Origin of the sequence: Bacillus sp. NTK074B (assembly GCF_017303375.1) — a bacterium.
Classification (GTDB): Bacteria; Bacillota; Bacilli; order Bacillales; family Bacillaceae_B; genus Rossellomorea.
This window is the reverse complement of sequence record NZ_JAFKOH010000013.1, coordinates 1-18,729: the sequence shown is the minus strand read 5'-3', so window position 1 is coordinate 18,729 and position 18,729 is coordinate 1. Positions and strand designations below refer to the sequence as shown.

The following is an 18,729-nucleotide window of genomic DNA, read 5'->3' as shown; positions in this document are numbered from 1 at the left end:
CAATAATGACGCAATCCTTATTAATATGTTAATATTTCCAAATCAGAAGAAGGAATATTCCGGTCTGCGGCGAACTAAATACCCATAACCACATAAGGAGAGTGATCAATTGATCTGCAAAGAACTAAAAATCCCGATTATCCTTGAAAAAACAGAAGCATTATCAGGACGTATCCTCCATCAGCATCCCAAAATCCCCCTCATTGAAAAAGACTTAAGAAAAAGAAAGGCTGGCTATAAAGGAGAATCCACGATCTACTACCACCTCACTTTTCTAAGAGATAAAAGATACAAGGTCTTTTATAATGTAAGACTCCCCATCTTCTTAAATCATTTTCAAATGGACTTTCTCCTCCTGACCCCATTTTATATCTTGATCATCGAAGTAAAAAACATATCAGGAGTGGTCACCATAGACCCTTTCATCAAGCAGCTCACCCGAACTCATAAAGGAGTGACAGAAGGGTTCGTCGACCCGGTATCCCAAGTGCTGAGGTATAAGTTATTACTGCAGAAATGGCTCATCACCAATAAATTGAAGCATCCCCCGATCGAACACCTTGTCGTATTCAGCAACCCATCTACCACTCTGAATTACACCGTACCCCCGGAGCCGAACAATCCCTATAAGCAGATTATCCATGCTCAAAATGTCATCGATAAGATGAAGGAGTTCAACGAGAAACATCCCACCCCGACCGTTACAAATAAAGAACTTTTAAAAATGAAAAGACTTATACTAAGAAATCACGAAGAACCAGAAGTAGATATCCTAACTGCCTATTCCCTATCAAAGAACGATATCCTCACCGGTGTACGCTGCGAGAATTGCCAGCACATTCCGATGATCCGAATCAGTGCATCGTGGTCCTGCTCTAAGTGCCATAACTCTTCTAAAACCGCACACACCAAAGCCATCCAAGAATACTTCTTACTCCTAAACAACCACCTGACCAATAGGGAAATAAGAAACTTCCTCCATCTAAATTCAAGAAACACGGCCTACAAACTGTTGAAATCCTTTCAGCTCCAAACCCAAGGGTGCACCAAATCTGTCACCTATTCAAAACCGACGAGATAATTCCCCACCTAAAGCACATACTAACCCCAAAAAGGAGTCCATCACCCATGACACTCGTAAAACTTGGCTATGTAGCCATGAGCATGAATCTTCAAAATGCCTCTCCCTCTCAAACGATGACGTATAAGCAATTCGCAGGAATAAAAGACCGAGAAGCAGCGATCAACAAATTAGAACGAATCGCCCGGTCGAATTTGCAAAATTGTCTCAGGCTCTTAAAGCATAATGTCCTGAATGAAATCCATTTCTTCCGGTTCAGTTCAAAGTTGATTCCCTTAGCAAATCATCCGGAGTTGAAGGGGTGGGATTTCATTTCCCCATTAAAGAATGAACTCCATGAGATAAAGGATTACCTCGGGCTTCATCCGTTGAGGGTGGGTTTCCATCCTGATCACTTTGTCCTCTTAAATTCGAGCGATGTGGATGTGCTGAAGAATACGCTAAAAACTTTGAAGATGCATGAGGCATTGTTAAAAGGTATGGGGATCGATCCAACCCATCGCTGCGTTCTTCATGTAGGCGGGGCTTATGAGGATAAGGAAAAGGCCCTTGAGCAATTTATTCATAATTGGGGACTGACGCCTGCCTCTCTTCAAAGGATGGTCATCCTTGAAAATGATGACGCGGTTTTCAGCGCAGCGGACGCTCTTTATTTGTGTGAGAAAATGGGCATTCCCCTTGTATTTGATTATCATCATCATCTTGCGAACCACGAGAGGGACTGGCTACTCGACTGGGAAAGGGTCGTTGGAACGTGGAGTCAGTCCCCGCTCCCGGTGAAAATGCATATTTCAAGCCCCCGGTCACAGGAAGAATTTAGAGCCCATGCGGATTTTATCAATCCCGACATGTTTCTAGACTTCCTTCACGGAATCAAAGGAACGGTGGAGGAAATCGATTGTATGATTGAAGCGAAGAAAAAGGATCACGCTTTGTTCAAATTAGTGGAGGATCTTAGAGGGCATAAAGAAATTCAATGGGTAGATAAGAGTTCGTTTATTCTACAATAGATCTGAAACCATCTCTGTTCCAAATCGTATATATATTGTAAGATTTAGTAAGAGAGATGTGAGGGGGATTGGCATGATAGGAGAACCGCAAAAGAGAATTTCACCCATGGCCTTGAAGGTGTGGAGAATATATGGGGGGTTGGAGTCGCTGGCCGTAGCATTGCTTGCAGCCGGGGCCATCGTACTCACTTACATATTTGAATGGCCCCAATGGGTAACTTTCATAGCAGTCACGGTGTTCATTATTTTTACATATGTGTTTGCTCACTTGCTGCCGCAGATAAAATGGAAAAGATGGCGATATGAAGTGAGGGAGCAGGAAATTGAACTGCAGCGGGGAATCTTCATTGTTAAGCGTACGCTCGTTCCTATGGTAAGGGTCCAGCACGTCGATACGGTGCAGGGGCCGATTTTAAAAAGGTATGGGCTATCAACGATTACAATATCGACTGCAGCCACCGTTCATGAGATTCCGGCATTGAACATGGAAGAAGCCGATGAGCTGAGGAATTCAATATCACAATTGGCGAGGGTGGCGGAAGATGATGTCTGAGCACAAACGCCTTCATCCCATTTCGGCAGTGGCAAGTTTCATTAAGCAATTAAAGGATTTGATTGTACCCTTTGTATTTCTGTTTGTCATAAACAATCGGGGAGAGAAAAACGGGTTTTGGGATTATCTCCCGCTTTTATCCATGGCTGTCGTTCTCATCGTCGTCCTCGTATTCGGAATCATTAAATGGCTGCGATTTACATACCGGGTAGAAGAGGGTGAGCTCCGGATTGAATATGGGCTTTTTGTAAAGAAAAAACGGTATATCCCGATCGACCGGATCCAGAGCCTGAATTTCTCAGAAGGGGTGCTTCATCGTCCGTTTGGTCTAGTGAAGGTGAAAGTCGAAACAGCCGGTTCCTCAAACTCCAGGGAATCGGAAGCAGAACTGACGGCCATTTCAAAAGAGGAAGCAACCGACTTAGAAAAGTTGATTTATCAGGAGAAGAAGGGCCAAAAGGTGCCAGAGGATCTTCCGGTAGAACAACCCGAAAAGCGGAAGGAGAAACCCGTTTTCACCCTGGGGTCTAAAGACATCTGGGTACTGGCGGCAACTTCTGGTGGAGTAGGTGTCATCATTTCGGGTGTAGCTATCTTCCTGTCCCAATTCAATGAACTTATTCCGTATGAGGCCCTGTATAAAGAAGTGGCCGTTTTTATCCAAAATGGAGTTTTCATTGTCGCATTGACTGCATTTGTGGGGCTGCTTCTTGCCTGGTTGCTTTCGATCATTTGGACATTCATTGTTTATGGTGATTTTAAGATCAGGGTAGTCGATGATCATATCGTGATCACCAGGGGGCTCCTTGAGAAGAAGCAGGTGACGGTTCCCCTTAATCGGGTTCAGGGAATCAGGGTTGTGGAGAATCCAGTCAGGCAGCTGATCGGTTATTGTACCGTACATATTGAAAATGCGGGCGGATCTGTTTTGGAGAAGGATAGCATGAGCATTAAGTTATTCCCGATTGTAAAGAAGGAGCGGGTACCTGGGTTGTTGGCAGGTCTGTTACCCGACTATATCATTGAAAATGATTTCAAGGGGCTGCCGGGACGCTCCATGAGAAGGTATGTATTCAGACAAACAGCATGGGTATTGGTGCCGACCGCAATTGCCTGTTATTTCTATTGGCCATATGGTCTTTGGGCAACTCTCTTGGCCCTGCCCTTTGGTATTCTTGGCTATTTCCAATACCGTGCAGGAGGCTTTAGGATTGATGGGGGGCAATTAACGTTACGTTATAGAGGCGTCCTGAAGAATACGATGTATATGAAGAAGAGTAGAATTCAGTCACTGGATGCGAAAGTGAGCTGGTTCCAATCGAGAAATGAACTGGGGAGTCTTACGACCACAGTTAAATCGGGAGTAGCGGGCTATGCGAGTCCTGTCAGGGATCTTGATCAAGAAGATATACAAAGAATCGCTTCCTGGTTTTCCCATAATAAATAAGAGAAGAAGCGGCCAGCTTATGCGGGCCGCTTCTTACATATTCGTTACTTCCTTCCTGAGATCCATCCGATAAGGAATCCTGCAATCAATCCGAAGATGTGGGCGGTAATGTTAATTCCCGATTGCATAAAAGTCATGACGACCCCGATGATCACGATGGGCAGGATGATCTGCCGGCTTTCCCTCGTTATGAAATGATTCTTCAGAACAATCATGGCGATATAATAACCGAACAAACCGAATATCGCTCCGGATGCCCCGACATGACTGTAGGTGAGTGGCTTCACCAGGAACGTGATGATATTGGCAAACGCCCCGCTCCCTACATAGAGGGCAAGGAACTTCGCCTTTCCAAGATGCTTTTCCAAGGGAGGACCGAACAGTACAAGGGAGAAGGAGTTGAATAACAGATGGGCAAAGCCCATATGAACGAAAATGGGGGTAATCAATCGCCACCATTCTCCTTCTTTTATAAACAAATTCACTCCTGCCAGTTGTTCATATACCCACAATTGAGGGAAAATGGGGAGGGCGCTGACTGTGTAAAGGGCGATATGAATCAATACAATCAGGGAAATAATAGGATAGAACCGTAAGAATTGAGAAAAGCTTTCCGTTCGTACAAACATAGTGTATCCTCCTAGACAAGATCATGGCATGATAAATAACTTAGTTAGTACTATAGTATAAGAAAACGGCAGAAATCACGAGTAGAGTTCATTATTCAAAATATGCAGTATAGGACAAAAGTAGAAGGGGAGTCACAGATGATTAAAGGAATAGGGATGGACATAGTGGAAATCGGGCGCATCCGGGAAATGCTGGATCGTCAACCAAGGTTCGTGAAAAGGATATTGACTGAGAGAGAAGAGGACTCATTCCACTCATTGAATGAACGAAGAAAAATAGAATACATGGCAGGACGCTTTGCAGCGAAAGAGGCCTACGCCAAAGCGAATGGAACCGGAATCGGAGCGGCGATTTCATTTCAGGATATAGAAATCCGTAATGACGGAAGCGGGAAGCCGTATTTTTCAAAGCCGGAGGGAACGAATGCGCATCTTTCCATTACTCATAGCAGGGAGTTTGCGGCTGCTCAGGTTGTGATAGAGCAATAAATTTTAAGCTTGTCAGCATAATCCCCCGGGTTGTCTCATATATTCAGTAGTGCAATAGGAGAGACAAGGTCAGGTGTCTCACAATCGCGGTTCGTTGGCGAATGGAACCGGGCATTCTTTCAAGGATCGTCCATTCTTTGACGACTGGCCTTCCCCTCTCTCAATTACGTATATCCTGGGACAAAAGGGGTTGAAAAAATGAAGAAAAAGCTAGTGATACTAGTGATCGCCATGCTAGCGGTGCTTGCGCTCGCCGCTTGTGGAGAACAATCGAAAGAAGATGTAACCAAGGACCTTAAGGCAAAAGTAGAGGATATGAAGGGGTATAAGGCGGATGCCAAGATGACTCTTCAAGTGGGGGATGAACCCCAGACCTATGATGTAGAAGTATGGCATAATGACCCTAATTATTACCGTGTAGCCTTAAAGAACGCTACGAAAGATCAAAGCCAGATGATCCTGAGAAATGACGATGGAGTGTTCGTTCTGACGCCGGCTTTGAACAAGAGTTTCCGATTCCAAAGCAACTGGCCTGAAAACAGCAGTCAGGCATACTTGTACGAATCCCTTGTTAAAGATGTGTTAGAAGACAAGGAAGCCACCTTCAAGGAAACGAAAAATCATTATGTCTTTACGACAAAAACACGTTACCAGAACAGTCAGATGCTTCCTACACAGGAAATTGCCTTTAACAAGAAAGACTTGACACCTGCATCTGTAAGCGTCATGGATTCAGACCAAAACCCACTTGTGAAAGTGGAATTCTCCAAAATGGATATGAAAGCGGCATTTGAAAAGAAAGATTTCGACATGAAGAAGAACATGACTGGTGCACAACTTGAGGTTCCTGTTACAGCAGCTGTGGAAGATACGGAGTTCACCGTTCTTTACCCGATGTCAGAAATCACAGGGACTGAATTGGTTGAAGAGAAAGAAGTGTCAACGGATACAGGGAAACGTGTGATCCTAACTTATGATGGTGAAAAATCGTTTACGATCGTCCAGGAGAAGACCACTGTCATTCCGACGATGACCGTATCGACTTCATTGAAAGGGGAGGTAGTGGACCTTGGATTTACCGTAGCGGCCATGACGGACCAATCCATCAGATGGACCAATAACGGCGTAGATTATATGCTTGCTTCAAATGATCTGACCCCATCGGAAATGGTGATGGTTGCGCAGTCTGTACAAGGTTCAATGGTGAAATAAACTCTATGATCGGGGCGGGCTCTTTGAGCCCGTCCCTTCTCATTTTCAATGGAAGGAATCAAGAGCAAACAGCGTAAGTGAATCAAATAAGTTGTAAGTCGATATTATATTCAGAAATACGATAATATATAGTTACAGACTTCAAGATGCAAGCTATTCGGAGTGAACATAGTCCTTTCTTAAACCTATACTCCCCTGAAGCCTCTATGCTGGATCCCCTTTCCCCGAAAAACTTCTTACCACAATCCATGATAATATGAATAATCCATGGTATTCTTGAATAGAATGACACTGTTTTGTGTAAAGATATGAGGAAGTGAAGAGAGTGGAAACCCAGACGCAATTCTTTCGAGATACATGGGCTGAAATTAATTTAGATCATTTATATGAAAATGTAAAGAATATTAAAGGGCATATCCCTGATGATGTGAATGTATTCGCCGTTGTGAAGGCCAATGCTTATGGGCATGGGGATGTACAAACTTCTCTGACGGCACTTGCCGCGGGGGCGCACGGCCTGGCTGTTGCATTCCTGGATGAAGCAATCTCCCTAAGAAGGGAAGGCATCACCGCTCCGATCCTGGTATTGGGTGCTACTCGGCCAAAAGACGTGCAGATTGCCGCGCATATGGACATTTCATTAACCGTTTTTCAGAAGGAATGGCTAATCCAAGCTGAAAAGCAATTGTCTGAAGGGGAGCGTTTAAACCTTCATATCAAGTGTGATACCGGTATGGGCCGGATAGGGGTCCGGACAATAGAAGAGTTGAAGGGAATCGAGACGTATATCCAAGCCCATTCCCGATTTGAGCTTGAAGGGATCTTCACCCATTTTGCCACAGCAGATGAACTGAATGATGACTATCTAGAGGAGCAATTGGAACGATTCGAACACATGCTTGAACAATTGGAATCTCTTCCACCTTATATTCATTCTTCCAACAGTGCAGCTACACTGCGGAAGACGAACACCCTTTTCAACGCTGTACGGGTGGGAATTGCCATGTACGGACTCACCCCTTCTATTGAGATGAAGCCGGAGCTTCCATTTCCCTTAAAGGAGGTCTTCTCCCTTCATTCGAGACTCATTCATATTAAAGAGCTCGGAGCTTTGGAGAAAGTCAGCTACGGAGCAACATATCAGACGGACAATAAGGAATGGATCGGGACGATTCCCATCGGGTATGCTGATGGATGGCTCCGGAAATTACAAGGACAGGACGTTTTGGTTCGCGGAGAGAGAGTTCCAATTGTTGGAAGGGTTTGTATGGATCAATGCATGATCCGCCTGTCTGAATTCGAGGAAATCGGTACACGGATCACGTTAATCGGCAGCCAGGGGAATGACTCCATAACAATGGATGAAATCGCGGGAAAGCTTGATACCATTAATTATGAGATACCCTGCATCATTTCCACCAGAGTCCCTCGCATCTATATTCGAAATGGTGAAGCAACGGAAGTATCGAATAAACTCTTAAAGCCAGGGGTAAGCAGTCAACAGGAAAATAACGGCCCACCCGATGAATAATTCATAATTTAAATGGCGGATAATAGAAGAGATTGATAAATTAACTTTTCATTCCCTATAATTGATGGTATGATAAATATGTTAATGAACAGAAACGGTATGTAGTGATTGGTGGAGGTGTAGTTTGTGTCTGAATCCAGCGCAACAACAGAAATCTTAATTCGTCTACCGCAACAGCTCGTTACAGAATTAGACGGCTTTGCAGATCAAGAAAATGTGAATCGCAATGAGTTTATTTATCGTGCAACCAAAATGTATTTAAGAGAGCGCAAGAAAAGACAATTACGTGAATCTATGAGACGCGGCTATATGGAAATGGCGAAGATTAATCTTGCAATCGCTTCAGAAGCGATCCAAGCAGAATATGAGGCAGAACATACAGTCGAACGCTTAGTAAGCGGAGGTTAATCCTTTGATTGTAAAGCGTGGTGACGTATACTTTGCAGACCTTTCTCCTGTTGTAGGATCAGAACAAGGCGGAGTTCGGCCGGTACTTGTAATTCAAAACGATATAGGGAACAGGTTCAGTCCCACCATTATTGTAGCTGCCATTACCGCACAAATTCAAAAAGCAAAACTGCCTACTCATGTTGAAATTGATGCAAAACGTTATGGCTTTGAACGTGATTCCGTTATTTTGCTTGAACAGATTCGAACGATTGATAAACAACGTCTTACCGATAAGATAACCCACTTGGACGATGAGATGATGGAAAAAGTGGACGACGCCCTGCAGATCAGTGTAGGTCTGATCCAGTTTTAACCAGGATTCTTTTCGATCTTGTGTGTAATCATGCCTACATGTACAATAGGGACAGTATTACTGCAAACCAGAAGGCTTGCTGATCAACACCATCTTGATCATTGAGCCTTTTTGTTTTGCCTTTTTTTATGTTCTGACCCATTTCTCGTCCCGATTCAGGAAGTAAGAAGAATATGGTTACAGGAAATATAGACAATTTTATGACAAAACAAGGTAAACAATTTATAATGGGAAAAGACAGTGAAATACCCAAAAAGGCATAGGTTTTTTCTTTTCCATGTTTATTTGTTACTATTAACTTAATTACGTCATTTTTCGTCCACGGATGTAAACTACTTTAAATTTGGATTACATCACCCGGCATAAATACTGAGGTTAAATTTCATATGATAGAATGGGGAGAACTAAATGTTTAGTGAAGTCACGGATTATGTTCAAAATAATAAATCAGAGATCACTAGTATTTGGATGGAACGAATGAGAAATGAAGCGGATGAGAAATTTCTTCAAGTCGTTTCTGATCAGGTTTTCACCAAGACAAGCCATGAGTTTGTTGAAATGATTGCTTCCAATCTGAGAGATTCGAAAGAATTTGACAGCCGCTTGGAAGATTTCGCTGAGAAGGTTGTCAGATTGGGTTGGCCTCTGACGTTTGTGACAACGGCTTTGGGTACCTTTGGTAAAGTGGTATTCGAGGGCATGAAGTATGAACAACTGATCTCAGAAGAGAACTATGCTGCTCAGGTTGAAAAATTCGATAAGTGGCTGACACCGATGTACAACAAGGTAGTAAAGGCCTATACAGAATCTTGGGAAAGAACGGTTTCTCTTCAGAAGATCGCATTACAGGAATTATCGGCGCCGCTCATACCGGTTTTCGAAAAAATTTCCATCATGCCTCTTGTTGGGACGATTGATACCGAAAGGGCGCGCCTAATCATGGAAAACCTGTTAAACGGTGTAGTGAAGCATAGGGCGGAAGTTGTCCTGATTGATATCACAGGTGTCCCGGTGGTAGATACGATGGTTGCCCATCATATCATTCAGGCGGCAGAGGCTGTGCGCTTAGTCGGTGCGAAGTGTATGCTTGTGGGAATCAGACCGGAGATTGCCCAGACGATCGTCAACTTAGGAATTGATCTTAATCAGTTCAGTACGAATAGTACGTTAAGAAAAGGAATAGAAAAGGCTCTTGAAATGACAAATCGAAAAATTGTTTCGGCGGAGGGATTAGAGTGAGAATACCAATTTTAAAGCTGCATGATTGTTTGTTAATTTCCATTCAGTGGGAGCTGGATGATCAAACAGCCCTTCAATTTCAAGAGGATCTTCTACAGAAGATTCACGAGACGAGTGCAAGGGGAGTCGTGATAGATATTACCTCCATCGATTTTATAGATTCCTTTATCGCCAAAGTTCTTGGAGATGTCATCAACATGTCGAGATTGATGGGGGCTAAAGTGGTCATCACAGGCATTCAGCCTGCTGTAGCCATTACGTTGATCGAGCTTGGAATCAGGTTAGAGGACGTCCTAACCGCTCTCGACCTGGAAAAAGGTCTGGAGAAATTACAATTGGAACTGGGGGACTAGGTATGGATAGCCAATCCTGCGTGAAAATCACGAATGAATGGGACATCGTTGCTGCCCGCCAGTTAGGGAGGAATGTAGCGAAAGAGCTCGGATTCGGCACCGTTGACCAAGCTCGTATTACTACGGCTATCAGCGAATTAGCAAGGAATATCTATTTATATGCCGGCTATGGTCAAATTTGCATTGAAAAATTATTCGACTCCGGAAAAAAGGGGGTACGCATCATAGCTTTAGATGAAGGGCCTGGTATTGCTGATATCAGGAAGGTCATGGAAGATGGATATTCAACATCAGGCGGATTAGGAGCAGGTTTGCCTGGGGTCAAGCGTTTAATGGACGAATTTAACGTAGAATCTGTACCCGGTGAAGGGACAGATATACGGGCAACTAAGTGGCTCCGCTAGGGGGAGTTAGATGAATTTCAGAGAATTAATGGATTCAAAATATAGAGAGATTATAGAGCATTATTTAAATGATCAAGATGAAAGAGCCCTTTACCTGGGGCAGAAATTCAGTCGTAAATCAATTGAACATCACGTATCACCCGAAGAAATTATCAGTCTTCATAAGAATGTCATACTGGAAATGGAACCGGATATACCGCATCAGGTACTGCACTCATTCGATATACTGCTCGAAGTAATGATTGGATATGGTTTTGCTTACCGTGAGCACCAAAGCCTGAGAACGAAACAACAGGAATTAAATAATGAAATAGATGTAGCATCCAATATGCAGCAGACCCTGCTTGGTACAGTCATCCCTGCAGTGGAAGGGCTGGATATTGGAGCTGTGAGCGTCCCTGCCAAGAAGATGAATGGTGATTATTACCACTTTGTCCAGGACGAGAATGATCATGTCAGTGTGGCTATTGCAGATGTAATTGGAAAGGGCATACCGGCTGCGCTCTGCATGTCCATGATTAAATACGCGATGGACAGCCTGCCCGAGTATCGCCATGAACCGAATGCCGTGTTGGAAAGCTTGAATAGAGTCGTGGAGCAGAACGTGGATGCAAGTATGTTCATCACTATGTTCTACGGGGTGTATAATACTGAGAAACATCTGTTTTCATATTCATCAGCTGGGCATGAACCTGGCTTTTTTTATAGAGCGTCAACCGATGAATATGAAGATCTTGATGCAAAAGGGCTTCTATTGGGAGTCGATAAAAAAGCGAAGTACAGGCAGTACGAACGACGGGTAGAAGTTGGAGATATGATCATCCTCCTTTCCGATGGCGTAACGGAATGCCGAACAGAAGAAGGATTCATCGAGAGGGAGGACCTGGTCCAATTAATTAGCCGATATACTCATCTGCCTACGCAGGAGATTGTAAATAAGGTGTATAAACAACTTGAGAAGCTTCAGCACTTTGAACTCAGGGATGATTTCACGTTGATCATCATAAAAAGAAATTCATAAAGAAGTTTATCCTTAATTGAAACAGGGTAAATATATAAAGACTTATTATAATGTTGCCAAAAAAAGGTGGTCTTTTTATGAACTTATCAATAGATATGAAAGAAAAAGAAAACGAGCTGCTTGTAAAAGTGGCCGGAGAAATTGATGCATATACTGCTCCAAAACTTAAAGAAACGCTTCAACCATCAGCTGAAGCCGATAATAAAGATATTACAGTCGACCTTTCCGAAGTATCATATATGGATAGTACGGGCCTTGGGGTTTTCGTCGGCCTGTTTAAAACGGTTAAAGCACGGGGCGGACAGCTCCATCTTGTAGGATTGTCTGAACGTTTACGAAGACTGTTTGATATTACAGGTTTAGGGGATATTATGAATATTAATTCCAAGGTAGAAGGTGGAGTGGAATGATGCAAGCTTTTGATTACATCGAAATGAAGATCCCTGCAAAGCCGGAATATGTAGGGGTTATTCGTTTGACGCTTTCTGGAATTGCTAGTCGTATGGGGTTTGATTATGATGCCATTGAGGATCTGAAAATTGCTACAAGTGAAGCAATCACCAATGCGGTACAGCATGCCTACAAGGACAATGATGGTGAAGTTGTTGTCGGGTTTGCCCTGTATGAGGATCGTCTTGAGGTGATGGTTGCAGATCACGGTGAAAGTTTTGATTTCAAAGAAATCCGAAGTGCTGTTGGTCCTTATCATGCCGATCATTCCGTGGAGTTCTTAAGAGAAGGTGGGTTAGGTCTTTACCTTATTGAGAGCCTGATGGATGATGTTAAAGTGCATCACAAGGAGGGAGTGACAGTCTTCATGACTAAATTCCTATCAGGGGAGCAGGTGGAGAGGGATGAAAAAACTATCTCAACCTAACCAGCAAGCTCAAAAAGAAAAAGTACTGAAATGGATCAAAGATTATCAGGAAACACAGGATGATGATGCCCAAAGTCAACTTATCCTGCACTACCAAAATCTCGTTGAGTCCATTGCCAGAAAGTACTCCAAGGGCAGGTCTTTCCATGAGGATATCATCCAGGTGGGGATGATTGGACTTCTGGGTGCAATCAGGAGGTATGATGAGTCATTCGGCAGATCATTCGAAGCCTTCGCCATACCGACGATCATCGGAGAGATCAAACGATTCTTAAGGGATAAAACCTGGAGTGTACACGTTCCCCGTAGAATTAAGGAACTTGGTCCGAAAATCAAATCGACAGTTGAAGAGTTGACGAACAGATTGGAGCGTTCTCCCCAGGTCCATGAGATTGCAGAGTATCTGGAAGTGAGTGAAGAAGAGGTACTCGAAGCAATGGAAATGGGCAGAAGTTATCAGGCGCTGTCTGTGGATCACTCCATTGAGGCTGATTCAGAGGGCAGTACGGTAACGATACTGGATATTGTGGGAGATCAGGATGAGGGTTATGAGAAAGTAAACCAGAGGCTTGTTCTGGAAAAAGTTCTTTATGTGCTAACTGATAGGGAAAAAGCTATTATACAACACACTTACCTAGATAATTTAAGCCAAAAGGAAGCCGGTGAAAAGCTCGGAATCTCACAAATGCATGTCTCCCGACTGCAAAGAAGAGCGATTAAAAAGCTAAGGGAAGCCATTCAAGAAGAGATGAATGATTCGGAGAGTCACTTTTAATGGCTTATCTTCAACAAAATGATATAGAGCTTTATGCAGAACAAGTATCGAAAAATGGGAACCCCTTTTGTGGCGATAGTTATTACTATACGTCTACAAGCGAGTACTTTATCTGTGTCCTGGCCGATGGTTTGGGAAGTGGTAAGTTTGCCTATGAATCTTCACATGTAGTCGTGGAAATTGTTGAAGAACATCACCACGAAGATGTGGAAACACTTATGACGCGGTGTAACGAAGCCCTTCAAAGAAAACGCGGGGCTGCAGTAGCGATTATCAAGGCCTATTACCACTCCAAAGAGTTTGTGTATAGTTGTGTAGGAAATATCCGTTTTTATATGTATGCACCTGAAGGAAAGATGACCTATCCCCTGCCGGTGACGGGTTATTTGTCTGGAAGACCGCAGAAGTATAAAACCCAACGCTTTCATTACAATCCTAATTCGAGATTCCTCATTCACTCGGATGGGTTAAACATCTCCGGTGTAAAGAATATCCTGCAAAGATATCCAACGCTTCACGGAGCATTAGGCGATATTCAGTCGTTAGTCGACGGTACATCAGATGATACAACATATATCATAGGAAACTTACTCTAACAGTCTTAGGGTAAGTTTTTTTATTTATTATTTATCATTAGGCTCTTTTAGAATAAGTTACCCAGGCTAAGGTTTGCCTTGGATAAAGCCAAGCCTTAGCCCGAGGAGTCTCGCCACCAGCCCCCTTAGAAAGCGGGCATCTTTCATTTCAATCAGCCACTACCTGATTCTTTGAAAAGCTGCAATGTTTACAATAGCAGCTTTTCAAACCTCAAAGACAATTATGGTAAAATATATAGGAATCCTTTAAATGGAGGTAATACAATTGGCAGCAACCATAACTATTCAAGAACCTTTACTTAACCAAGTATCCAAAGAATTGAACCTATCAATAAAAAATGTAAAAAACGTCATCTCCTTACTGGAGGAAGGGAATACAGTTCCTTTCATCGCCCGTTACCGGAAAGAACAGACAGGTGCACTCGATGAAGTGCAGATCCGTAATATCATGGATAAATGGAATTACCTGCAGAATCTTGAACAGCGAAAAGAAGAAGTCATCCGGCTTATAGAAGAACAGGGTAAGTTAACGGATGAATTAGCTCAAAACATAAAAAAAGCAGACAAGCTTCAAATGGTGGAAGATTTATATCGTCCTTATAAACAAAAGAGACGTACCAAAGCGACCGTAGCAAAAGAAAAAGGATTGGAACCCCTTGCTGAATGGATCCTGACTTTCCCTTCAAACGGAAACCTGGAAGGCGAAGCAACTCGATATATTTCTGGAGAAAACGAAGTGAAGACTGTCGAAGAAGCATTGAACGGAGCGCGGGATATCATCGCAGAATACATTTCAGATGAAGCATCATATAGGGACTACATAAGAAAACACACATTCCGAAAAGGATTAATTGAAACGAAGGTAAAAAAGGAAGAGCTCGACGAAAAAAGAGTATTTGAAATGTATTATTCCTATCAGGAACCTATTCATAAAGTGGTTCCCCACAGGGTGCTGGCAATGAATAGAGGAGAAAAGGAAGACATCCTCAAAGTGAATATCCAGCCTGATGCAGAAGGTATTCAACACTATTTAGAAAAGCAGGTCATCAAAAATATTCATTCCATTTCCGCGCCTTTAGTGAAAGAAGCCGTGGAGGATAGTTATAAGAGGCTTATCCAGCCATCGGTGGAAAGGGAAATCCGTAATGAATTAACAGACAAAGCAGAAGACCAAGCCATCCATATCTTCTCTGAAAACTTAAGGAAATTACTGCTTCAACCCCCTATGAAGGGGAAAATGGTATTGGGTGTAGATCCTGCCTTCCGTACGGGCTGTAAGCTGGCTGTCATTGATGAAACGGGGAAAACCCTTGATATCAATGTGGTCTATCCACACCCGCCTAAATCAAAACGAAGTCAGGCAGAAGAATTAATAAAAAGCATTTTGAAGAAACATTCGATTGAAGTCATCGCAATCGGAAATGGAACAGCTTCGAGGGAAACAGAACAATTCGTGGTGGATGTATTAAAAGATCTAAATGCAAACATTTCTTATTTGATTGTCAATGAAGCAGGGGCAAGTGTGTATTCCGCGTCAGAGGTGGCGAGAGAAGAGTTCCCTGATCTTCAGGTTGAAGAGAGGAGTGCTGTCTCCATTGCAAGAAGATTGCAGGATCCGTTGGCAGAGTTGGTGAAGATCGATCCTAAATCCGTCGGAGTCGGCCAGTATCAACATGATGTTTCTCAGAAGAAGTTGAATGAATCCTTAACCTTTGTCGTTGAAACAGCGGTGAACAAAGTAGGGGTGAACGTCAATACGGCGTCATCTTCTCTGCTTCAATATGTAGCAGGACTCTCAAAGACGGTGGCAAATAATATCGTGAAAAAGAGAGAGGAAGAAGGCAGGTTTCAATCGAGGGCCCAATTAAAGAAAATTCCACGGCTTGGGGCCAAAACGTATGAACAGTGCATCGGATTCCTCCGGATCGTGGATGGAAAAGAACTTCTGGATCGCACACCGATCCACCCGGATAACTATCATGATGTGAAGAAGCTTCTTGCTAAAGTGGAATTAAATGTTGAGGCCATTGGTTCAGAAGAATTAAAGCAGGCGCTTAGTCAATTGGATTTAAACAAAGTTTCAGAAGAACTTGAGATCGGGAAATTGACACTGAAGGATATCGTTGATTCACTCGTTCGGCCCGGTCGTGATCCAAGGGACGAGTTTCCTAAGCCATTACTGAAAAAGGACGTCCTGAAATTAGAGGACCTTACTCAAGGGATGGAACTCCAAGGGACTGTAAGAAATGTCGTTGATTTTGGAGCGTTTATCGATATTGGTGTGAAACAGGATGGACTAGTCCACATATCCAAATTAAAAAATGGATTCGTTAAACATCCATTAGATGTGGTATCTGTTGGAGATGTCGTAACGGTTTGGGTGGATAGTGTTGACGTCCACAAAGGGAGAGTCTCACTGACGATGGTTCAGTAGGGAGTAAATAGTAAATGGGAGCTGACTCGCGTGATAAGGTAACTATCAGGGGGTCAGCTTTTTTTCTCTATATGGGATTGAACGACCTTAGGATTGGTCGCATTCATGAAGAACAGTTCTTCTTTCGATAAAAGTACCAGCACTGATTAAGGAGCTTAATTTGATAACGATCCTTTTCAAAATAAGCTTTCCTTAATTGATTGACAAGCCAATTAGGCATGGATGAACCTCCTTGTCTCTAAGAAAGCATTAGTGAAAAAGGCAATTCCCAGAGTAGATTGTCGCGTCTAAACAGTAAGGGTGATACCTAGTTTATGCTATAATAGGTTGTCATGTTCTAATTAAGAAAGAAGGATTTCAGATGACGAATGCCGAGTTACAACAGTTGGTTGAGAAAATTTCAATGCAGTCGTTCCACAAGCCCTTCCTTCATAAGGCGTACTTTAATCCGAGATTAAGAACAACAGGCGGAAGATATATGTTAAGAAGCCATGACATCGATATTAATCGCAAATATCTTGATGAGCATGGGCTGGATGAATTGATAGGCATCATAAAACATGAGCTGTGTCATTATCATTTGCATATAGAAGGAAAAGGGTATAAACATGGAGATCAGGAATTTAAGAGTCTTCTAAAAAAAAGTGGGGGGGCCGAGACACTGTTCCTCGCTGCCCAGTGTGAAGACGAGGCATCGATTATTACTTTATGTCTGTTCTAAGTGCGGATGGGAATTTGAAAGAAAGCGAAAGATTAATACGACTAAATATGTTTGTGGCCGCTGCAGAGGGAAGCTTCGATTGGAGAAGGAAATGGTGATTGAAAAAAGATGAAAAACGAGCCTATCGATTACAGCCCGTTTATCGGGAAAAAAGTGTCTGAAAGTAGTTGACAAGAAATCGATGAGTCATTATAATCTAAAGAGTCGATAAGACGAGTTAAGCGTAAAAATACTTCACGTTCCGCAGTAGCTCAGTGGTAGAGCTATCGGCTGTTAACCGATCGGTCGCAAGTTCGAATCTTGCCTGCGGAGCCATCTTTATGGGGAAGTACTCAAGTGGCTGAAGAGGCGCCCCTGCTAAGGGTGTAGGTCGGGCAACTGGCGCGAGGGTTCAAATCCCTCCTTCTCCGCCATTACTACTTTTAAAACGCGGCCCGTTGGTCAAGCGGTTAAGACACCGCCCTTTCACGGCGGTAACACGGGTTCGAATCCCGTACGGGTCATTTCCTTTTTATTTAATGAAATATTTCGCTAACGCGAGGTAAGGGAATCTATTTTGCTGGCGCAAGTAAGGTGAAATATTTTGCTAGCGCAAGGCAATGAAAGTTACTTTGCTGGCGCAAGGCAATGAAAGTTATTTTGCTGGCGCAAAAAACTCTGGTCCGGTAGTTCAGCTGGTTAGAATGCCTGCCTGTCACGCAGGAGGTCGCGGGTTCGAGTCCCGTCCGGACCGCCAGATTTTTTCAAAAAAGTTATTGACTTCATCGAGGTGCACATGCTATTATATAAACCTCGTCACTTTTTAACGAAGTATTGGGCTATAGCCAAGCGGTAAGGCATCGCACTTTGACTGCGACATGCGTTGGTTCGAATCCAGCTAGCCCAGCCATTACGAGCCATTAGCTCAGTTGGTAGAGCATCTGACTTTTAATCAGAGGGTCGAAGGTTCGAATCCTTCATGGCTCACCATAGATTTTTGCATTAGCAAATATCTAACCAGTATCATTTTCGCCAATGCGAAAATATCACAGATTCATGCGGGTGTGGCGGAATTGGCAGACGCACCAGACTTAGGATCTGGCGCCGCAAGGCGTGGGGGTTCAAGTCCCTTCACCCGCACTTTTAAAACTTTTCAAAAAGTTGTTGACAATATAGATTATCCTCGATATAATAGTGTTTGTCGCTTTAAAACGCGGTCGTGGCGGAATGGCAGACGCGCTAGGTTGAGGGCCTAGTGGGGGCGACCCCGTGGAGGTTCAAGTCCTCTCGGCCGCACCAAAAGATTACAAAAACATCATGCGCCCGTAGCTCAATTGGATAGAGCGTTTGACTACGGATCAAAAGGTTAGGGGTTCGACTCCTCTCGGGCGCGCCATCTAATTTCTACTAGCGAGTATCATACACACAGTTATACATATGCTTTTCTGACGGGAAGTAGCTCAGCTTGGTAGAGCACTTGGTTTGGGACCAAGGGGTCGCAGGTTCGAATCCTGTCTTCCCGACCATCATAATTTTATATGCGGGTGTAGTTTAGTGGTAAAACCTCAGCCTTCCAAGCTGATGATGAGGGTTCGATTCCCTTCACCCGCTCCAA

The 18,729-nt window shown here is 43.4% G+C and carries 20 protein-coding genes, 11 tRNA genes and 1 pseudogene; 30 read left to right on the top strand and 2 right to left on the bottom strand.

Translation table 11 applies throughout. The features are described 5' to 3' along the window. Positions 1-109 precede the first annotated feature (109 nt). The 4 genes from JI667_RS18540 (at position 110) to JI667_RS18525 (ending at position 4,091) form a co-directional block, all read left to right on the top strand. Positions 110-1,081, top strand: a complete 972-nt coding sequence (locus tag JI667_RS18540) for a nuclease-related domain-containing protein (protein ID WP_206857743.1) — start codon at positions 110-112, stop codon at positions 1,079-1,081. A 47-nt stretch (positions 1,082-1,128) separates the two neighbouring features. Then, on the top strand, positions 1,129-2,091 hold the full coding sequence (gene uvsE / locus JI667_RS18535; protein ID WP_206857742.1) for a UV DNA damage repair endonuclease UvsE: 963 nt from the start codon (positions 1,129-1,131) through the stop codon (positions 2,089-2,091). A gap of 73 nt (positions 2,092-2,164) precedes the next feature. Then, positions 2,165-2,644, top strand: coding sequence for a PH domain-containing protein (locus JI667_RS18530; RefSeq protein ID WP_206857741.1), 480 nt, complete (start codon positions 2,165-2,167; stop codon positions 2,642-2,644). Then, on the top strand, positions 2,634-4,091 hold the full coding sequence (locus tag JI667_RS18525) for a PH domain-containing protein (protein ID WP_244668391.1): 1,458 nt from the start codon (positions 2,634-2,636) through the stop codon (positions 4,089-4,091). Before JI667_RS18530 ends, JI667_RS18525 begins: the two co-directional genes overlap by 11 nt. A gap of 44 nt (positions 4,092-4,135) precedes the next feature. Here JI667_RS18525 and JI667_RS18520 read toward each other — a convergent pair whose 3' ends face one another. Continuing rightward, positions 4,136-4,720 carry a rhomboid family intramembrane serine protease gene (locus tag JI667_RS18520; protein ID WP_206857740.1) on the bottom strand — a complete coding sequence of 195 codons (585 nt, stop codon included), beginning with the start codon at positions 4,718-4,720 and terminating at the stop codon, positions 4,136-4,138. Between the two features lie 138 nt (positions 4,721-4,858). On the opposite strand from JI667_RS18520, the gene acpS reads away from it, so the two are divergent. The 14 genes from acpS to JI667_RS18450 all read left to right on the top strand — a co-directional run bounded on the left by acpS (position 4,859) and on the right by JI667_RS18450 (position 16,414). Then, entirely contained in the window at positions 4,859-5,209 is a 351-nt protein-coding gene (gene acpS, locus JI667_RS18515) for a holo-ACP synthase (RefSeq protein WP_206857738.1), read from the top strand. A gap of 198 nt (positions 5,210-5,407) precedes the next feature. Then, the gene (locus JI667_RS18510; protein WP_206857736.1) at positions 5,408-6,421 is read left to right on the top strand and encodes a LolA family protein; all 1,014 of its coding nucleotides are present in this window, start codon (positions 5,408-5,410) and stop codon (positions 6,419-6,421) included. Positions 6,422-6,746: 325 nt separating this feature from the next. Then, positions 6,747-7,952: an alanine racemase gene (gene alr, locus JI667_RS18505; protein ID WP_206857733.1), complete on the top strand. Its 1,206-nt coding sequence runs from the start codon at positions 6,747-6,749 to the stop codon at positions 7,950-7,952. 126 nt (positions 7,953-8,078) lie between these two features. After that, on the top strand, positions 8,079-8,360 hold the full coding sequence (locus tag JI667_RS18500; RefSeq protein WP_032085355.1) for a CopG family ribbon-helix-helix protein: 282 nt from the start codon (positions 8,079-8,081) through the stop codon (positions 8,358-8,360). A gap of 4 nt (positions 8,361-8,364) precedes the next feature. Beyond that, the gene (gene ndoA / locus JI667_RS18495; protein WP_034763063.1) at positions 8,365-8,715 is read left to right on the top strand and encodes a type II toxin-antitoxin system endoribonuclease NdoA; all 351 of its coding nucleotides are present in this window, start codon (positions 8,365-8,367) and stop codon (positions 8,713-8,715) included. Between the two features lie 408 nt (positions 8,716-9,123). After that, a complete protein-coding gene (locus tag JI667_RS18490; RefSeq protein ID WP_206857731.1) occupies positions 9,124-9,954 on the top strand; it encodes an RsbT co-antagonist protein RsbRA in 831 nt (276 codons plus the stop codon). Beyond that, a complete protein-coding gene (locus tag JI667_RS18485; RefSeq protein ID WP_034763058.1) occupies positions 9,951-10,307 on the top strand; it encodes an STAS domain-containing protein in 357 nt (118 codons plus the stop codon). The genes JI667_RS18490 and JI667_RS18485 overlap by 4 nt, the downstream gene beginning before the upstream one ends. 2 nt (positions 10,308-10,309) lie before the next feature. Then, the gene (locus tag JI667_RS18480) at positions 10,310-10,711 is read left to right on the top strand and encodes an anti-sigma regulatory factor (protein ID WP_044340428.1); all 402 of its coding nucleotides are present in this window, start codon (positions 10,310-10,312) and stop codon (positions 10,709-10,711) included. Between the two features lie 10 nt (positions 10,712-10,721). Next, the gene (locus JI667_RS18475; RefSeq protein WP_206857729.1) at positions 10,722-11,732 is read left to right on the top strand and encodes a PP2C family protein-serine/threonine phosphatase; all 1,011 of its coding nucleotides are present in this window, start codon (positions 10,722-10,724) and stop codon (positions 11,730-11,732) included. A 77-nt stretch (positions 11,733-11,809) separates the two neighbouring features. Next, entirely contained in the window at positions 11,810-12,142 is a 333-nt protein-coding gene (locus JI667_RS18470; RefSeq protein ID WP_206857726.1) for an anti-sigma factor antagonist, read from the top strand. Continuing rightward, positions 12,142-12,609: an anti-sigma B factor RsbW gene (gene rsbW, locus JI667_RS18465; protein ID WP_044340442.1), complete on the top strand. Its 468-nt coding sequence runs from the start codon at positions 12,142-12,144 to the stop codon at positions 12,607-12,609. The genes JI667_RS18470 and rsbW overlap by 1 nt, the downstream gene beginning before the upstream one ends. Beyond that, positions 12,587-13,384 carry an RNA polymerase sigma factor SigB gene (gene sigB, locus JI667_RS18460; protein ID WP_206857724.1) on the top strand — a complete coding sequence of 266 codons (798 nt, stop codon included), beginning with the start codon at positions 12,587-12,589 and terminating at the stop codon, positions 13,382-13,384. The genes rsbW and sigB overlap by 23 nt, the downstream gene beginning before the upstream one ends. Beyond that, positions 13,384-13,980, top strand: a complete 597-nt coding sequence (locus JI667_RS18455; RefSeq protein WP_206857721.1) for a PP2C family serine/threonine-protein phosphatase — start codon at positions 13,384-13,386, stop codon at positions 13,978-13,980. Before sigB ends, JI667_RS18455 begins: the two co-directional genes overlap by 1 nt. A gap of 250 nt (positions 13,981-14,230) precedes the next feature. Further along, positions 14,231-16,414 carry a Tex family protein gene (locus tag JI667_RS18450; RefSeq protein ID WP_206857720.1) on the top strand — a complete coding sequence of 728 codons (2,184 nt, stop codon included), beginning with the start codon at positions 14,231-14,233 and terminating at the stop codon, positions 16,412-16,414. Between the two features lie 103 nt (positions 16,415-16,517). On the opposite strand, the gene cmpA is transcribed toward JI667_RS18450, so the two are convergent. After that, complete coding sequence (cmpA, locus tag JI667_RS18445; RefSeq protein ID WP_206857719.1) at positions 16,518-16,634, bottom strand: cortex morphogenetic protein CmpA; 117 nt, start codon at positions 16,632-16,634, stop codon at positions 16,518-16,520. Positions 16,635-16,775: 141 nt separating this feature from the next. Between cmpA and JI667_RS18440 the strand changes: the two are divergent. The 12 genes and pseudogenes from JI667_RS18440 (at position 16,776) to JI667_RS18385 (ending at position 18,728) form a co-directional block, all read left to right on the top strand. Continuing rightward, positions 16,776-17,247 (top strand): annotated as a pseudogene (locus JI667_RS18440) (SprT family protein). Between the two features lie 128 nt (positions 17,248-17,375). Beyond that, positions 17,376-17,450 (top strand) — tRNA-Asn (locus JI667_RS18435). A gap of 7 nt (positions 17,451-17,457) precedes the next feature. Further along, a tRNA-Ser gene (locus JI667_RS18430) sits at positions 17,458-17,548 on the top strand. Between the two features lie 18 nt (positions 17,549-17,566). Further along, a tRNA-Glu gene (locus JI667_RS18425) sits at positions 17,567-17,638 on the top strand. A 156-nt stretch (positions 17,639-17,794) separates the two neighbouring features. Then, positions 17,795-17,871 (top strand) — tRNA-Asp (locus tag JI667_RS18420). A gap of 78 nt (positions 17,872-17,949) precedes the next feature. Continuing rightward, a tRNA-Gln gene (locus tag JI667_RS18415) sits at positions 17,950-18,024 on the top strand. A 4-nt stretch (positions 18,025-18,028) separates the two neighbouring features. After that, positions 18,029-18,104 (top strand) — tRNA-Lys (locus JI667_RS18410). 68 nt (positions 18,105-18,172) lie between these two features. Beyond that, a tRNA-Leu gene (locus JI667_RS18405) sits at positions 18,173-18,254 on the top strand. A gap of 73 nt (positions 18,255-18,327) precedes the next feature. After that, positions 18,328-18,413, top strand: a tRNA-Leu gene (locus JI667_RS18400). A 20-nt stretch (positions 18,414-18,433) separates the two neighbouring features. Continuing rightward, positions 18,434-18,510: transfer RNA gene (locus JI667_RS18395), tRNA-Arg, on the top strand. Positions 18,511-18,563: 53 nt separating this feature from the next. Further along, a tRNA-Pro gene (locus JI667_RS18390) sits at positions 18,564-18,640 on the top strand. Positions 18,641-18,654: 14 nt separating this feature from the next. Next, a tRNA-Gly gene (locus JI667_RS18385) sits at positions 18,655-18,728 on the top strand. The last annotated feature ends 1 nt before the right edge of the window (position 18,729 follow it).

Coding starts and splice junctions, on each gene's coding strand:
- uvsE (WP_206857742.1), top strand. CDS start 1,129: ATGACACTCGTAAAACTTGGCTATGTAGCCATGAGCATGAATCTTCAA.
- JI667_RS18530 (WP_206857741.1), top strand. CDS start 2,165: ATGATAGGAGAACCGCAAAAGAGAATTTCACCCATGGCCTTGAAGGTG.
- JI667_RS18525 (WP_244668391.1), top strand. CDS start 2,634: ATGATGTCTGAGCACAAACGCCTTCATCCCATTTCGGCAGTGGCAAGT.
- JI667_RS18520 (WP_206857740.1), bottom strand. CDS start 4,720: ATGTTTGTACGAACGGAAAGCTTTTCTCAATTCTTACGGTTCTATCCT.
- acpS (WP_206857738.1), top strand. CDS start 4,859: ATGATTAAAGGAATAGGGATGGACATAGTGGAAATCGGGCGCATCCGG.
- JI667_RS18510 (WP_206857736.1), top strand. CDS start 5,408: ATGAAGAAAAAGCTAGTGATACTAGTGATCGCCATGCTAGCGGTGCTT.
- JI667_RS18490 (WP_206857731.1), top strand. CDS start 9,124: ATGTTTAGTGAAGTCACGGATTATGTTCAAAATAATAAATCAGAGATC.
- JI667_RS18480 (WP_044340428.1), top strand. CDS start 10,310: ATGGATAGCCAATCCTGCGTGAAAATCACGAATGAATGGGACATCGTT.
- JI667_RS18475 (WP_206857729.1), top strand. CDS start 10,722: ATGAATTTCAGAGAATTAATGGATTCAAAATATAGAGAGATTATAGAG.
- JI667_RS18470 (WP_206857726.1), top strand. CDS start 11,810: ATGAACTTATCAATAGATATGAAAGAAAAAGAAAACGAGCTGCTTGTA.
- rsbW (WP_044340442.1), top strand. CDS start 12,142: ATGCAAGCTTTTGATTACATCGAAATGAAGATCCCTGCAAAGCCGGAA.
- sigB (WP_206857724.1), top strand. CDS start 12,587: ATGAAAAAACTATCTCAACCTAACCAGCAAGCTCAAAAAGAAAAAGTA.
- JI667_RS18455 (WP_206857721.1), top strand. CDS start 13,384: ATGGCTTATCTTCAACAAAATGATATAGAGCTTTATGCAGAACAAGTA.
- JI667_RS18450 (WP_206857720.1), top strand. CDS start 14,231: ATGGAGGTAATACAATTGGCAGCAACCATAACTATTCAAGAACCTTTA.
- cmpA (WP_206857719.1), bottom strand. CDS start 16,634: ATGCCTAATTGGCTTGTCAATCAATTAAGGAAAGCTTATTTTGAAAAG.